This is a genomic window from Saccharothrix carnea (genome assembly GCF_003014735.1).
GTDB classification, from domain to species: domain Bacteria; phylum Actinomycetota; class Actinomycetes; order Mycobacteriales; family Pseudonocardiaceae; genus Actinosynnema; species Actinosynnema carneum.
On the sequence record NZ_PYAX01000009.1, the window covers coordinates 286,234 to 300,160 of the forward strand.

Annotated in this window: 12 protein-coding genes; 6 read left to right on the forward strand and 6 right to left on the reverse strand. The window is 69.5% G+C overall.

Annotated features, from left to right (window positions below):
* The gene (locus B0I31_RS26680; RefSeq protein ID WP_106618126.1) at positions 1–894 is read right to left on the reverse strand and encodes an FAD binding domain-containing protein; all 894 of its coding nucleotides are present in this window, start codon (positions 892–894) and stop codon (positions 1–3) included.
* 174 nt (positions 895–1,068) lie between these two features.
* On the opposite strand from B0I31_RS26680, the gene B0I31_RS26685 reads away from it, so the two are divergent.
* Complete coding sequence (locus tag B0I31_RS26685; protein WP_106618257.1) at positions 1,069–2,547, forward strand: PucR family transcriptional regulator; 1,479 nt, start codon at positions 1,069–1,071, stop codon at positions 2,545–2,547.
* A gap of 106 nt (positions 2,548–2,653) precedes the next feature.
* On the opposite strand, the gene B0I31_RS26690 is transcribed toward B0I31_RS26685, so the two are convergent.
* Positions 2,654–3,007, reverse strand: coding sequence for an Imm1 family immunity protein (locus tag B0I31_RS26690; protein WP_181320405.1), 354 nt, complete (start codon positions 3,005–3,007; stop codon positions 2,654–2,656).
* 2 nt (positions 3,008–3,009) lie between these two features.
* Positions 3,010–4,419 carry a DUF1996 domain-containing protein gene (locus B0I31_RS26695; protein WP_106618128.1) on the reverse strand — a complete coding sequence of 470 codons (1,410 nt, stop codon included), beginning with the start codon at positions 4,417–4,419 and terminating at the stop codon, positions 3,010–3,012.
* Positions 4,420–4,667: 248 nt separating this feature from the next.
* Between B0I31_RS26695 and B0I31_RS26700 the strand changes: the two genes are divergently transcribed.
* The 5 genes from B0I31_RS26700 (at position 4,668) to B0I31_RS26720 (ending at position 10,094) form a co-directional block, all read left to right on the forward strand.
* Positions 4,668–6,008, forward strand: a complete 1,341-nt coding sequence (locus B0I31_RS26700; protein ID WP_245950450.1) for an SMP-30/gluconolactonase/LRE family protein — start codon at positions 4,668–4,670, stop codon at positions 6,006–6,008.
* A 211-nt stretch (positions 6,009–6,219) separates the two neighbouring features.
* Entirely contained in the window at positions 6,220–8,667 is a 2,448-nt protein-coding gene (locus B0I31_RS26705) for a sensor histidine kinase (protein ID WP_106618130.1), read from the forward strand.
* A 44-nt stretch (positions 8,668–8,711) separates the two neighbouring features.
* Entirely contained in the window at positions 8,712–9,149 is a 438-nt protein-coding gene (locus B0I31_RS26710; RefSeq protein ID WP_053718071.1) for a roadblock/LC7 domain-containing protein, read from the forward strand.
* Positions 9,149–9,520: a DUF742 domain-containing protein gene (locus B0I31_RS26715; RefSeq protein ID WP_053718070.1), complete on the forward strand. Its 372-nt coding sequence runs from the start codon at positions 9,149–9,151 to the stop codon at positions 9,518–9,520. Before B0I31_RS26710 ends, B0I31_RS26715 begins: the two co-directional genes overlap by 1 nt.
* Positions 9,501–10,094 carry a GTP-binding protein gene (locus B0I31_RS26720; RefSeq protein WP_106618131.1) on the forward strand — a complete coding sequence of 198 codons (594 nt, stop codon included), beginning with the start codon at positions 9,501–9,503 and terminating at the stop codon, positions 10,092–10,094. Before B0I31_RS26715 ends, B0I31_RS26720 begins: the two co-directional genes overlap by 20 nt.
* A gap of 45 nt (positions 10,095–10,139) precedes the next feature.
* Here the strand turns inward: B0I31_RS26720 and B0I31_RS26725 are convergent, their stop codons facing one another.
* The 3 genes from B0I31_RS26725 to B0I31_RS26735 form a co-directional block, all read right to left on the reverse strand.
* Complete coding sequence (locus B0I31_RS26725; RefSeq protein ID WP_106618132.1) at positions 10,140–11,507, reverse strand: tryptophanase; 1,368 nt, start codon at positions 11,505–11,507, stop codon at positions 10,140–10,142.
* A 9-nt stretch (positions 11,508–11,516) separates the two neighbouring features.
* Complete coding sequence (locus B0I31_RS26730; RefSeq protein WP_219910808.1) at positions 11,517–12,515, reverse strand: tryptophan dimethylallyltransferase family protein; 999 nt, start codon at positions 12,513–12,515, stop codon at positions 11,517–11,519.
* A gap of 527 nt (positions 12,516–13,042) precedes the next feature.
* Positions 13,043–13,906: a 3-hydroxybutyryl-CoA dehydrogenase gene (locus B0I31_RS26735; RefSeq protein WP_106618134.1), complete on the reverse strand. Its 864-nt coding sequence runs from the start codon at positions 13,904–13,906 to the stop codon at positions 13,043–13,045.
* Positions 13,907–13,927 lie beyond the last annotated feature (21 nt).

A 13,927-nucleotide genomic window follows, 5' to 3' on the forward strand; every position in this document is an offset into this window, starting at 1 on the left:
TCAGGCCACCTTCTCGGAGTAGTCGCGCCAGGCCCAGTCGAGCGTGCGGCGGGCCAGCACGGAGAGGGCGTGCTTGCGGTACGCGGCCGAGCCGCGCACGTCGTCGATGGGGCTCGCGGCCTGCGCCACGAGTTCGCCGAACCGCCGTTTCACCGAGTCCGGCAGCGGTTTCGGCGAGTCCCACTGGTTGGTGGCGGTCAGCTCGGCGGACAGGAACTCCTCGGCCGCCGACGCGCGGCGCGGCGTGGGCGCGGCGCTGCCGACCGCGGCGCCGACCCGGTGCTGCTCCGGGTGTAGTGCGACGGCGAACGAGCACACCGCGATCACCATGGCGTTGCGCGTGCCGACCTTGGCGAACTGCTGGGGTGCCCGCGTGGTCGGCACGTGGACCGCCGTGATCAGCTCGTCCGGCTCCAGCGCGTGGCGCTTCACGCCCAGGTAGAACCCGGTGGCCGGGATGAGCCGGGTGCCCCTGGTGGAGGCGGCCTCGACGGTCGCGTCGGCGGCGAGCAGCACGGGGTGCGTGTCACCGGCGGGCGAGGCGGCGCCCAGGTTGCCGCCGACCGTGCCGCGGTTGCGGATCTGCGGCGAGCCGACCGTGCGGGACGCCATCGCCAACCCGGGCAGGCGCTCACCCAGCTCGTCGATGATCCGCGTGTACGGGACACCGGAGCCGATGCGCACCGTGCCGTGGTCGTCGCCGTGGTCGCCGCCGTCGACGTCCCAGGAGCGGAGTTCGGCGATCCGGGTCAGGTCGAGCAGGGCGGCCGGGCGGCGGTGGTCGAAGTTCAGCTCCACCATCACGTCCGTGCCGCCGGCGATGGGCACGGCGTCCGGGCGCTGCGCCTTCAGGGCCAGCGCCTCGGCGAGGGTGTCGGGGCGGAGGAAATCCATCAGCTACCTCGATGGGTGGAGTGCGCGGTGTGTGAGCCAGTACACAGAGCGGGGACGGTGATCGGCTACGGCGGTGCGCATGAATCCCAGGCTCCTACGATGAGGGGATTTGTGCTTTCCTACAAACACGATCGGACGAAGGTAAACCGGCGAGATGACGTGGAGGAGGCGCCCGTGTTGCTGGTTCGGAGCCTGCTCGGGATGCCGGAACTCCGACTTCGCCTCGTGGTCGGTGCCGAGTCCTTGGACAGGCCCGTGACCAGGCTCTACGGCACCGAACTGCCCGATCCGGCCCGCTACCTGTCCGGTGGTGAGCTGGTGCTTTCCGGGCTGTTGTGGCATCGGTCGGCGGCCGATTGTGAAAAGTTCGTCACTTCCTTGGCGGCGGCGGGGGTCGCCGCGTTGGCGGCCAGCCCACCCGATGCCGGTGAATTGCCCGCGGCGCTGGTGGAGGCGTGTGAACGGCACGGCGTACCGCTGTTGGCGGTACCGGTCGACCTGTCGTTCGCGGCCATCACCGAACGCGTGGTGCTGGAGCTGGCGGCCGAACGGGTGGGTGACGCGGGCGCGTTGCTCGGCAGGCACCGGCGGCTGCTGACCGTGGTGGCGGACGGCGGCGGGCTGTCCGAGCTGGTGGCGGCCGGGGCGGCGGAGCTGGACGCGCCGTGCTGGGTGCTGTCGTGCACGGGTCACGTCGTCGCCGGGCCCGAACTGCCGGAGCCGGCGGCGCTGGTGCGCGAGTTCCTGGTGGCCGACCGGCTGCCGAGGGTGGTGCGCGGCACGACGTTGCTGCCGGTGTCCGCGCGCGGCGGATCGCGGCTGACGTCCTGGATCCTCGTGGTCTCCGGCGACCGCGCGCAGGACGAGGTGGCCGCCGAGCTGGCCAGCCTGGTCGGCGTGGAGCGGGCGCGGGTCGTGCAGGGGCGGGAGATCGAGAACCGCGCCGCCGGCCCCCTGCTGCGGCAGGTGCTCGCCGGTGGCGACGTGGCCGCGCGGATCGCGGCAGTCGGCTGGGACCCCGACGCGCCGCTGCGGGTGCTGGCGGCGTCGATGTCGGACGGGCAGGTCGAGCAGGCCGTCGCCCTGGTGGAGGAAGTGCTGGCGGCCGTCACGTCGACGTTCCTGGTGGCCGCGGTCGGCGCGGAGGTGTACGCGCTGGCACCGTCCGGGTCTTGGACCGATGGGGTGCGGTCGGCGTTGCGGACGCTGGAACCGGGTCTGCGCTCGACCAGGGTGCTGGTCGGGATCTCGTCACCGGTCGGGCACGCGGGGCTGCGCGGCGCGGCGGAGGAGGCGTCGCACGCGAGACGCCTGGGTGAACGGCGGACCGGTCGGACGTGCGTGGTGGCGGGGGAGGAGATCGCCCTGCACCAACTGCTGCTGGCCGGCGTGCCGGAGGAACTGCGCCGCTCGCTGCGTCGACGGCTGCTGGGCCCGGTCCTGGACTACGACGCCGTGCACGGCTCGGACCTGGTCGGCACGCTGCGCGTGTTCCTCGACTGCTCGGGCTCGTGGACCACGGCCGCCGCGCGCCTGCACGTCCACGTGAACACCCTGCGCTACCGGGTGGGGCGGGTGGAGGACCTGCTGGGCGTGGACCTGTCGGAGTTCACCGAACGGGTCGACCTGTACCTGGCACTGCAAGCGGGGTGAGCCCCTCGACCGTAGTCCGCTTCGACTCAGTGCAGTGGCAGCGGGACGCGCTCCGGCAGGGGCCATCCCCGACCCGCCGCCGCGCAGGCCGGGGATGGCGTCTTCCTCACCTCACCTGCTGCCACGGGACGAGCGTCGGACGCTGTCCGGTGGCGAGGAACTCCTCGATCGCGACGGCGAGGTCGGCGATCGGGATCTCGCAGTGGGTGGGGAAGTCGACCCCGGCGTACCGGGGACGTCGGCGCGGGCCCTCGCCGAGACTGGCCCACGAACCGGTGATCACGTCGGTGAACAGCATCGCACCGCGGTCGCCGCGCACCCCGACCCGCACGTGGTGGTCCGGGCAGTCCGTGTGCACGAGAGTGGCGTCCTGGGCTGCGGTGAGGCGGTCGAGCAGCCGTCGCACGTCCTCGGCGGCACGCAGTTCGTCCACACCGGACGCGAAGTTCGCCTGGATCACGGTCACTCCTTGCACCGGCGGCCGGAGTTCACGCACTGCACCAGCCGGTTCATGATCTCCTGGGACATCACGTTGGCGAAGTCGTCGTGGTCGGAGAACGGGTTGTGCTCCTCCTGCGGGAACGCGTCGACCGCGTACTGCCCGGCGACCTGGACGTCACGCGGGATGTCGTAGGTCAGGCTGATCCGCAACTGCGGCACGGCCTTGAAGCCGCGCGGGCACTTGCCGTTCTCGTTCGGGTAGACGATGTGGTCGCGGTGGTTGGCGCTGTCGGTGTTCTTGCCGTCCCAGCAGCTGGCGAAGTCGTGGACGCGCTTGACCTTGCTGCCTTCCGGGCAGATCGGGTACTTGTCGATCAGCACCTTGTCCTCGAACCCGGTGCAGGTCCACGACTTGCGGGCGTTTTTCGGGCCGTTCGTGGAGACCTTGGCGTCGCCGTAGAGGACGCGCAGGAACTGCGGCATCGGCTCCACCCTGCCGACGGGGCTGCCGCGGAAGGTGATGTCGACGACCTCGGGGCGCTGGATCTCGCCCTCGTTGCCGGGCAGCTCGTTCTCGTCGCTGGCGCTCTTGCCGTCACCCTTCTCCGGCGCGTCCGCCTCGGCTTCCTGAGCCGCTTCGGCGACCTTCGCGTCGTTGGCGTCGCCGTCCTTCACCGTGCACGGCGCGAGCCTCTTCAGGCCGCGCGGGCGTTCGGCGACCCGGTCGATCGCCTGCACGATGCGGTCGATCGACGCGGTCCTCTTGTCCCGCAACGGCCGGAGCACGGTGTTGTTGACGAAGTTCGGGTCGTCGACGTCGGCGGCCTTGAGCTTGGTGTTGGCCTCGGCGATCTGGTCCTTCATCGCCTGGAGGTTGCGGTCGACCTCGGCCTTGGCCTGACGGGGCACGTTGCGCAGCTTGCGCTGCACGTCGGGGCATTCCACCTCGGCGCCCGCCGGCTCGCCCGGCTCCTCGTCCTCGTTCTCGCGGTCGATCCGCACCACCGGCCAGAAGTAGGCGGACTTGTCGCCGTTCTTGCAGGTGGTGTCGGCTTCGAGCAGGCTCTCGTCGGTCGAGTCGGCGTCGGTCGACACGTTGCCCACGTAGTCGTGCAGGTGCTCGGCGCCGTTGCGGACGCCCGGCTGCGCGATGAAGTTGTCCGGGTTGAAGTGCCCGTTCTCGTTCCGGCCGCAGTCCACGGTGAACGTGCCCGTGCTGGCACCGCGTTGCGCCCGGGGCGCCTTCACGTTGCGCTGCTGCTTCGTGATGTCGACGAACAGGGAGATGTCCGCCCCGTCCGCCTGGGCGGTGCCCTGATCGCCGGTGGTGCTGATCGCGACGGCCAGGCCGATCGTGAGCGCCAACCCGGTCACGCCGGCAGTCAGCTTCGTGCGCCGGGAGAAGCGGTGCCGCCCCTGGTTTCGCGTCATGGATGTGTCACCTCGTCGTAGGTACGCGCATGTGTGCGTTGAACCCCGACCGCCGGTGGGCGGTGGACACACTGGCATACGTACCGCACCCAGTCCGCGACCTGACCGTTACCCGTTCGTTATCTCAACCGACCCCTATCTTCTGCGTCTCACGGGGGGCGCACTGGGAGACACCTGATGTCGCCCGGATGTCACTACTCGTCTCGGGCTCGCTTCGTCGACACTCGGGACAAGCGAGGTTCGTCCAGGTGGACGAGTTCGACGAGAACACCTCCGTCGAGTACCTCCAGCGCGCGCTCGGTCCGCGTGTCACGTCGGACCCCGAAGCGGCCCGGGAACTTGCCCGACTCTGCGGCGGTCTGCCCATCGCGCTGTCCGCGGTGGTCGCTCGCCTGTCCACGAGGCCGGAGCGGTCGCTGTCGAAAGAGGTCGGCGTTCTGCGCGACGACAGGTTGAGGGCCTTGGTGTCGCACGACGGCGTGTCGGTCGGAGCGGTGTTCGACTCGTCGTACCAACCCCGCGCCCTCCCAGCCGGGTGCCCGTTGGCCCGGCTCCTGTCGGTTCGCTGTAGATGCCGCGTCACGCGCGCGGCGGGCTTCACCGCGTGCCGAGCGTTGCGAAACACTCCCGGGACCGCCGCAAAGCGAGAAGGAGTGCTCATGCAACGCACACTCGGTGCGCTGGCAGCCGTGGTGCTGGGGGTTTCCCTCGTCGCCGCCGCGCCGGCCGCCGCAGCGCAAGCACGCCCGTTCCCCGCCGAGTTCGGGTTGCCGGACGGGTTCCTGCCCGAGGGCATCGCGATCGGGGCCGCGCCGACCGCCTACTTCGGGTCGAGGGCCGATGGGGACCTGTTCCGCGTCGACCTCCGCACCGGACGCGGTGAGGTGTTCAGCCAGGGGCCCGGGACGGCGTCGGTCGGGTTGAAGGTCGATCGGCGCAAGCGGCTGTTCGTGGCCGGTGGGGCCGGTGGTGACGGGCGGGTGGTCGACGCTCGAACGGGAGAGATCCTCAAGTCCTACGAGTTCGCTTCCGACGCGAATACTTTCGTCAACGATGTCGTGATCACCGACGACGCCGCGTACTTCACCGACTCGCGCAAGGCGGTGCTGTATCGCGTCACGTTCGGTCGGCACGGCGAGTTGCCCGAGTCGCACACCGCGATTCCGCTGACCGGTGACTTCGTGCTGACCCCCGGCGTCAACAACGCCAACGGCATCGCGGAGACCCCGGACGGCAAAGCGCTGTTGATCGTCCAGAGCAACACCGGCCAACTGCACCGGGTGGACGCGCGCACCGGCGTGACGACCGCCGTCGACCTGGGCGGCGAGGTCCTGACCAACGGCGACGGGCTGCTGGTCGAGCGCCGCACGCTCTACGTCGTGCAGAACCGGCTGAACACCGTCGCCGTGTTTTCCCTGGCCAGGGACGGTTCGACCGGGTCGCTCGTGACCAAGGTCACCGACCCCCGGTTCGACGTGCCGACCACGGTCGCGTCGTTCGCGGGCCGGCTCTACCTGCCCAACGCCCGCTTCACGACACCGCCCACGCCCACGACGACGTACAACGCCGTTTCGGTGCCGAAGCCGTGAAAGTCGGGGGGCCGGTGCGGAGAAGTTCACATCGGCCCCCTGTTCGCGGCATCACTCGACTGGGTAACCTCATCGTCGCGTGGCGCAAGTGATCGCTGTCTCTTCGTAATAATGATCTTCGAGTGTTACCGTTCCGTCGCCGATCGGGTGAAGAAGAGGCAGCGTTCCTAGTGCTGCGCTGACCAGGCAACGGACGAGGCTGCGGAGCGCTGTGAAGCAGAAGAGCACCACGGAGACGAACTACAAGACGATCCGCTCACGACTCACCGGCGTCGTCGTCGTCCCCAGCATCGTCCTGCTCATCATGTGGGCGCTGTTCTCGTCGTACACCCTGTTCGACGGCTTCTACCTCCGAGCCGTCGCCTCCGGCGTGAAGGACGCGTCGATCCCGGCGGTCCAGACGTTCGCCGCGCTGCAGAAGGAGCGCGAGCTCAGCATGACCGTGCTGAGCCAGCCCGGCCGCGGCACCAGCGACCTCGAGGTGCAGCAGGCCGAGACCGACAACGCCGTCGACGACATGCGCGCGGCGTTCGACGAGCTGGCGTCCCAGGCGCCGCAGGAGATCGTCGACAAGATCAACGCGCTCAACGTGCTGCTGGACCAGCTGCCGCAGCGCCGGTCGGCCCTCGAAGCGGGACGCGCGTCGAAGTCCGAGATCTACACGTACTACAACAGCCTCCTCGACGCCGGTGACGCGCTGTTCAGCGTGCAGGCCCGCGTGGTGCCGGACCACGAGTCCGTGAAGGGCGCCATCACCGCCACCGAGTACTTCAAGGCCGCCGACTGGATGTCCCGCGCCACGTCGCTCGCGTCGAGCGCCCTGGCCGCCGGCGAGTTCTCGTCCGCGGAGGAGCACATCGAGTTCGCCAACCTCGTCGGCGCCTACCACTCCTCCTACGAGTCGATCGCCCCCTACGCCCGGCCGGAAGTGCGCGAGCACTACCAGTTCATGATCGAGGGCGACGCGTGGAAGCGGCTGGTCGAGTTCGAGGGCAGGCTGATCCAGAGCGGCGAGAAGCCCTCGGACGCCGGGTCGCTGCAGGAGTGGCAGAACGTCAGCGGCCCGATCTCCGACGAGCTGACCTCACTGGTCAGCGAACAGGCATCCAGCGCCGTGAACGTCACCATGGCCCGCGGTGAGAGCAAGTTCCGCACCGTGCTGATCGGCAGCCTGGTCGCGCTGCTCGCCGTGATCATCGGCATCCTGATCGCGATCCGCACGTCGAACCGCCTGGTCAACCGGGCCCTGATCACGCGCCTGGCGGCGTTGAAGAAGGACTCGCTGACCCTGGCGCACGAACGGCTGCCCGACATCGTCGACCGGCTCCGCGAGGGCAAGCACGTCGACGTCGAGGTCGAGGTGCCGCCGCTGGACTACGGCAGCGACGAGATCGGCCAGGTGGCGGACGCGTTCAACGCCGCCCAGTACACCGCCGTCGCCGCGGCCGTCAAGGAGAGCCAGGCGCGCGAAGGTGTGAACCGGGTCTTCCTCGACATCGCGCACCGTAACCAGGGCCTGGTGCACCGCCAGCTGAAGATCCTGGACAAGCTGGAGCGCGAGGAGGAGAACCCCGAGCAGCTCGACGCGCTGTTCCAGCTCGACCACCTCGCCACCCGCGCTCGGCGCAACGCGGAGAACCTGATCATCCTCGCGGGTGAGCAGCCGGGCAGGCAGTGGCGCAAGCCCGTGCGGCTGCTCGACGTGCTGCGCGCCGCCGTCGCCGAGACCGAGCAGTACGTGCGGGTCAAGGTGAACCCCGTGCCGGACACCGCGCTGGTGGGCGCCGCCGTCGCCGACACCATCCACCTGATCGCCGAGCTGGTGGACAACGCCACCGCGTTCTCCTCGCCGCGCTCGCAGGTGCAGGTGCACGCCAGCGAGGTGCCGCAGGGGATCGTGGTCGAGATCGAGGACCACGGCCTGGGCATCAACCCCGAGGACCGCGAGCAGCACAACGCGATGCTGGCCGACCCGCCGGAGTTCGACGCGATGCGCCTGCGCGGCGAGTCGCGCCTGGGCCTGTTCGTGGTCGCCCGGCTGGCCGCCCGCCGCGGCATCCACGTCGAGCTGCGCGAATCGCCCTACGGCGGCACGCTGGCGATGGTCCTCATCCCGTCCGCGATCGTCGCGGGCCCCACCACGGCGACGGAGCCCGCCGAGACCCGGCAGCTGCCGCGCCGCTCGTTCCACGAGATCCCGGAGCAGGGCGACGACTCAGTGCGAGACGCCAGGTTTCCCGACAGTTCCCGAGACCTGGAGGGGTTCTGGGCCCAAGCCGAGGCCGCGGTCAACGAACATCCCCTTCCAGAGGTCGAACGACTGAGCGGCGGGCTGGACCTGTCGCAGCGCAGTGGCGAGCTCGAGCTGTCGCAGCACAGCGGCGAGCTGGAGCTGCCGCAGCGGAAGCGGGCCACCTCCGAGTGGCCCGCCGAAGAACCGGGGTCGGCCGTCACCGCCGCCGACCGACCCGAACTGCCACGCAGGCGCCGTCAGCAGAACCTGGCGCCGCAGTTGGTGCGCAACGATTTCCACCCTTCGCCCGAACCGCTCCCCGAGGTCGATCCCGAGAAGTCAGCCGAGAGGGTCCGCAAGGGCCTGTCGGCGTTCCAACGGGGCACACGCGACGCCCGTCGCACACCCGACGACCTCGAACCGTGATCAGCAGCAGTGGCCGGACGACTGGAAACCGGAAAGGCAACCCGATGAACGACATGACCAGCCAGCACAACGAACTGAACTGGTTGTTGGAGGACCTGGTCGGCCGGGTGGTCGGAGCTCGGCACGCGGTGGTCCTCTCGGCCGACGGTCTGCTGCTGGGCCGCTCACCCGGGCTGTCGAAGGACGACTCGGACCACCTGTCGGCGATGGCGTCGGCGTTCCAGAGCCTGGCCCGCGGCACCGGGCGGCACTTCGGCGGCGGCGCCGTGCGGCAGACCATCGTCGAGATGGAGCACGCCTACCTCTTCGTCACCGCGGCCGGCCACGGCGCCTGCCTGGCCGTCCTGGGCGAAGAGGACTCCGACATGGGCATGATCGCCTACGAGATGAACATGCTCGTCAAGCGCGTCGGCACGTACCTGTCCTCGGCACCGCGCGGCACCGCCGCGGCGAGCCTGCCCGCCGCCCGAAGGTCCTCCTGATGGCCGGCCGCGAGGACTGGTGGTACGACGAGGCCGCGGGCCCGTTGGTCCGCCCGTACGCGATGGTGCGGGGTCGTACCCGCCCGCTGCGACCGGAACTGCACCTGGTGACGCAGGTGCGCGCGATGCCGTCGCCCTCGGACCCGGACGCGCTGTCGGTCGAGCACATGGAGATCATGGAGCTCTGCCGTCGCCCGTTGTCCGTCGCCGAGGTGGCCGCGTACCTCGACGTGCCGCTCGTCGTCGTCAAGGTGCTGTTGAGCGATCTCATCCAACGCGGTGACGTCGTGATCCGAGACCCCTCCCGAGTCCCGCAAGTGCCGGACCGGAACCTGCTCCAGGCGGTGTTGGATGGTGTCCGTGGAATCTGAGCGGCCGGGTGGGGAACTGCTCGTACCCACCCCAGTGAAGATCGTCATCGCCGGTGGCTTCGGCACCGGGAAGACGACGATGGTCAACTCGGTCAGCGAGATACCGCCGCTGCACACCGAGGAGCTGCTCACCGAGGCCGGTGTCGGCGTCGACGACGTGCTCGGCCTGGAGTCCAAGGAGACGACCACGGTCGCCCTCGACTTCGGCCGCATCACCATCAACCCCGAGGTGGTGCTGTACCTGTTCGGCACCCCGGGCCAGAACCGGTTCTGGTTCATGTGGGACGAGCTGGCCTACGGCGCGATCGGCGCGGTGATCCTGGTCGACACGCGGCGGCTGGACAGCAGCTTCCCCTCGATCGACTTCTTCGAGCGGCGCGGCATCCCGTTCATCATCGCGGTGAACTGCTTCGAGGGCGCGCACAGCTACGAGGTCGACGAGGTGCGCCGGGCCCTGGACGTGGACGCCGCCATCCCGCTGGTGCTGTGCGACGCGCGGGACCGCGAGTCGGCCAAGACCGTGCTGGTGAGCCTGATCAAGCACACGATGGACCGGCTCGACGCCATGGCGTAGGCCGGACGGGGTGACGGGTGACCGCGAACGGCCACCCGTCCCGCGTCACACCACCGGTTCGAGCCGGCAGTTGAAGTGCCGCAACAGCTTCGGCACGTGCGTCAGCCGGTACCCGGGCACCCGCTCGGGGTCCTTCGCGATCTCCGCCAGCGTCTCGCCGACGTACTCCAGGTGGCTCTGCGTGTAGACCCGGCGCGGGATGGCGAGGCGGACCAGCTCGTACGGCGCGGGCTTGACCAGTTCGCCCACCTCGTCCAGCTCGCCGAGGTACAGCGAACCCAGTTCCGCGCACCGGATGCCGCCCGCCAGGTACAGCTCGGTGGCCAGGGCGAACCCCGGGAATCGGCTCGGCGGCAGGTGCGGCAGCAGGCGCCCGGCGTTGAGGTACACCGCGTGCACGCCGGTCGGCCGCACGCTGTCCACCCCCGCGGCCTTGGCCAGGTCGGCCACGTACGCCGTGGCGTCGGCCCGGGCCCGCAGGTACTCCGGGTCGGTCACCTCCAGCAGGCCCTGCGCCAGCATCTCCAGGTCGCGACCGGCGAGACCGCCGTACGTGCGGAAGCCCTCGGTCGCGATCAGCAGCAGCTCGCACTTGGCGGCCAGCTCGGGGTCGCGGATCGCGAGCAACCCTCCCATGTGGACGATGGCGTCCTTCTTCAGGCTCGCCACGCACCCGTCGGCCAGCCGGAACGCCTCTTCCGCGACCTGCCGCGGCGTGTGGTGCTCGTAGCCCGGCTCCCGCTGCGTGACCAGCCACGCGTTCTCCGCGAACCGCGCCGCGTCGAGGAAGAACGGCACACCGTGGCGGCGGGCGATCTCACCCGCCGCCTTGATGTTGGCCATCGACACCGGCTGACCGCCACCACCGTTGTTGGTGATGGTGAGCACGACGACGGCGACGTCCCGAGGGCCGGACAGGATGGCTTCCAGCGCCTCCAGGTCGATGTCGCCCTTGAACGGCGCGTCGTCGTCGAGGTCTCCGGCGGCCCGGCACGGCAGGTCGACGGCCTGACCGCCGAGGATCTCGACGTTCGCGCGCGTGGTGTCGAAGTGCGTGTTGCTGACGCTGACCTGGCCCGGCTTGAGCAGCGCGGTGAACAGGATCCGCTCGGCCGCGCGTCCCTGGTGGACGGGGAACGCGTGCGGGTAGCCGGTCAGGTCGTGCACCACGTCGCGGAACCGGTAGTAGGAGCGCGCACCCGCGTAGGTCTCGTCACCACGCAGTCCCGCCGCCTGCTGCTCGGCCGACAGGGCGCCGGTGCCCGAGTCGCTGAGCAGGTCGATCGTCACATCGGTGGCGGCGAGGTTGAACGGGTTGTACCCGGCGGCGGCCAGCGCCCGCTCGCGGTGCGCGCGCGTGGTGATCGGGATGGGCTCCACGACCTTGATGCGGTACGGCTCCATCGTGGGCATGGGTGACTCCTAGCCTGCCAGGCTGATCGAACGGGGTGAGGCCGTGTCGTAGGCCTCGGAGGAGAGGTAGACGGTGATGCCGGGGCGCGGCCTGCCCATGCGCAGCGACACGTGGGCGATCAGGCCGACGCCCTCGTCCAGCGGTCGACGCGCGATGGTGCGCAGCGCGCTGTCGAACTGCGTTGGGTCGAGGTCGTACTTGGCCATCACCGCGAGCACCCGCCTGCGTGCTTCTTCGTCATCGGTGACGTAGTCGCGGATCGGCACGTACAGGGAATAGCCGCTCGGTGCCCGCGCGTCGCCGTCCAGGAACGTGTAGCTGGAAATCAGCGGGCGCCGGTCGAACGTTCCGGTGCTGCCACCGGTGAGGAGGCAGAAATCGGGCACCCTGTCCACATCGACACCCCGCGCGGCCTTCGCGGCACGCGTGACGTCCGTTACATCCGCGGCGTGGTGGGAGATGTAGACCTTCACCCGGGCCCGTCGTTGTTCCACCAGGTCGAGTGCGAAGAACGAATATTTGTCAAGTCCGGGCCTGGTCACCGCCTGAGCGCGCAGTACCGGGAAACCGGCGGCGAAACCGGTCCGGCTCAGCGCTTCCCGGATCAACCCCTCGGCGGCGGCCTCGCCGCGCACTTCCGGGTTGAAGTAGACCTTCACCGCGGGCGCCTCGTCGGCGCGGAACACCAGCGAGTACCAGAACGTGAAATCGCTTTCCGGGTGGTCCGGCAGGAACAGGCCCTTGACCGCGTCGAAACGGCGGGTGTCCAGGTTCTCCCGGTGTCGCATCCGGTCGAGCGCGGCGAGCGCCGCAGCGGTGTTGGCCGCACGGGAAGGCCTGGTCGCGGTGGGTTCGACGATCGTGCGGAGGATCGGGGACTCTCCTGCCGCGAACGCCGTGGAGAACTCGACCGGGGTGTGGTCGTCCGCGACGTCGGAGGGCCAGGCCGGGCTGGCGGAAACCGGGCGCAGGCCACCGGGACCGAGCGCGTCCGCGAGCAATCCCACGGATTTGACGGTGTTTTCCGTGATGCCCAAAGAATGCATCAGGGCACTGAGCTGTCGGCCCGTGAAATCGCGTATGGATACTTTTTGAGGGTCCAAGGCGGGGTTCTCCTCGTGGGGGGCGAGTCGAAAGTTACGCTAGGCGAAGCAATCTTGTCCACCAGGCGGCCGTAGCGTGACGTAGGGCACTCTAAAGGCAGGTCACAGGTCCTGTCGATCAGTGGTCACGAGGAAGAGGACGGTAATCAAGACTACTCCGAACGGCCTATTGACTAGACCTTCGTCAGTCTTTCGCACTAATGGCGTGCCGGGGTTCGATGACGGATCGTGGCATTTCGTCCCCAGTGCCGCCCGAGGTACGGTCGAACGTTCGCCGACTAATGCGTTCCACCATTCAAGACGTTGCTGTTAATTGTTCGCCGCGTTGTTCGCGTGACGGTGGCGACCCGGTGTGGTAAAGCGGTCCGGACAAGCGGACGGGGCCGCCGATCACCAGGATCGACGGCCCCGCGCGCGGTCGGGCGTCCGGCTCAGGACGCGTAGTTGTGGAACCCGCGCCCGCTCTTCTTGCCCAGCAGCCCCGCGTCCACCATGCGCAGCAGCAGTGGCGGCGGCGAGTACAGCGGCTCCTTGAACTCCTCGTACATCGACTCGGCGATGGCCTTGGTGGTGTCCAGGCCGATCAGGTCGGTCAGGCGCAGCGGACCCATCGGGTGCGCGCAGCCGAGCACCATGCCGTTGTCGATGTCCTCGGCGCTGGCGAAGCCGGACTCCAGCATCCGGATCGACGACAGCAGGTAGGGGATCAGCAGGGCGTTGACCACGAACCCGGCCCGGTCCTGCGAGCGGATGACCTCCTTGTGCAGCACCCCGGTCACGAACTCCTCGGCCCTGGCCTTGGTCCGCTCGCCGGTCAGCAGCGACGGCACCAGCTCCACCAGCTTCAACACCGGCACCGGGTTGAAGAAGTGCACGCCGATGACCTGCTCGGGGCGGCCGGTGGCCATGCCCAGCTTCATGATCGGGATCGAGGAGGTGTTGGACGCGAAGATCGCGTCCGCGTCCACGACGACCTTGTCCAGCGCCGCGAACACCTCGGTCTTGACCTGCTCGTTCTCCGCGACGGCTTCCACGACCAGGTTCCGGTCGGCGAAGTCGGCGAGGTCGGTGGTGAACCGCAGGCGCTCCAGTGCGGCGTCCCGGTCCTCGGCGGACAGCTTGCCGCTGCGCACGCCACGGCCGAGCGAAGAGGCGATCCGCCCCCGCGCGACCTCCGTGGCGTCCGGGCTGACCTCGGCGACCAGCACGTCCAGCCCGGCCCGCGCGCAGACCTCGGCGATGCCGGAGCCCATCAGGCCCGATCCCACCACTCCAACACGTTGAATGTCACTCACGCCCCGATCCTGCCAGGGCCG